A 1,505-nucleotide genomic window follows, 5' to 3' on the forward strand; every position below is an offset into this window, starting at 1 on the left:
GATTTGGAGAGGTCGGCGGGACAGCGCCCCCCTCTGTCCTGCCGGACATCTCCCCCACGAGGGGGGAGATTAGCCGCTTCGTTGATTGCGTTCGTCCCTCAACGCTGAAGATTGGCGAAAGCCGTGATGACAGCTAATCTCTCCACCCGTGGGGGAGATGGCCGGCAGGCCAGAGGGGGGCGCGAAGGAACTCGGCGGTAGGTTGTTGGTCGCAATCAGGTCCTAGCCTCACGCCGTCTTCACCGCCACCGTCTCGCTGAGCCAGGTGCCGATCTTGCTGCCGAGGCGGTCGGGCGAGATCGGCTTCGGCAGATAGTCGTCCATGCCGGCCTCGATGCACTTTTCGCGGTCGCCCTTCAGCGCGTGCGCGGTGACGCCGATGATCGGCGTGTGGTTGCCGCTCTGCCGTTCGATCTGGCGGATGGCGCCGGTCGCCTCGTAGCCGTTCATCTCGGGCATGGAGACATCCATCAGGATCAGCCTCGGCCGCAGCGCCTTGTACATCTCGACGGCCGTGCGGCCATTGCCGGCGATGCGGTAGCTTAGGCCGAGACCGTTGAGGATCTGGCCGAAGACCAGCTGGTTCACGTCATTGTCCTCGGCGATCAGGATGTCGATCGGGCCGTTCGCGGCGGCAGCCGGTTCCGGTGCGGCGGGCGCCGGCATGGCCGGACCGCGGATGACGGTGAAGGCGGGTGCGGGCGCTGCTTGCGGGGCGACCGCCTCACGGACGAAGCGTGCCTTGCCGACCTGCGAGCGCGCCTTCTGGATGACCGAGATGACGGTGCCGAGCAGGACCGCCGAGCGCGCCGGCTTTGTCAGATGCGCGGCGATGCCGAAATCGATGACCATCTTGCCGAAATCGACCTGGTCGATCGAGGTCAGGATGACCACCGGGATTGCGGACATGCGGCTGTCGGCGGCAATCGCCTTGGCGACGTCGGCGCCGTTCATGCCCGGCATCTGATAGTCGAGGATGATGCAGTCTACGGCGGCGCCGAGCTGGCTGGCGCGATCGAGGAAGGCAAGGCCGACGGCGCCGCTTTCGGCGGCGGCGCAGTCGAAGCTCCAGCTTCGCAACTGCTCCAGCAGAATCTCGCGGTTGACCGGGTTGTCGTCGATGACCAGCACGCGGGCGCCGGTGACGTCGACCGGCACGATCTCGTCGCGCGAGTCTTGGCTGTGCGCCGGCAGCGGCACGGCGAACCAGAACACCGAGCCGCGCCCGATCTCGCTCTCGACGCCGATCTTGCCGCCCATCAGGTCGACAAGGCGGGCGGCGATCGCCAGGCCGAGGCCGGTGCCCTCATGACGGCGCGTCGAGGAGCCGTCGACCTGCGCGAATTTCTCGAACACGTTCTGCAGCTTCTCGGCCGGAATGCCGATGCCAGTGTCCTCGACACGCACCTTGAGCTGGACGACGCCGTCCGTCACCTCGCCGCCGACATCGACCAGCACGTGGCCCTTCTCGGTGAACTTCACCGCGTTGCCGACCAGGTTGGTGA

The 1,505-nt window shown here is 66.8% G+C and carries 1 protein-coding gene; it reads right to left on the bottom strand.

Annotation, left to right across the window (positions count from 1 at the left end; all coding sequences use genetic code 11):
* Nucleotides 1-228: 228 nt before the first annotated feature.
* The coding region (locus tag EN780_RS34010) for a response regulator (protein ID WP_128276440.1) at nucleotides 229-1,505 on the bottom strand (1,277 nt) is incomplete at its 5' end.

The sequence above is a fragment of the Mesorhizobium sp. M4B.F.Ca.ET.089.01.1.1 genome (assembly GCF_004022605.1).
In the GTDB taxonomy this organism is placed as follows: domain Bacteria; phylum Pseudomonadota; class Alphaproteobacteria; order Rhizobiales; family Rhizobiaceae; genus Mesorhizobium; species Mesorhizobium abyssinicae.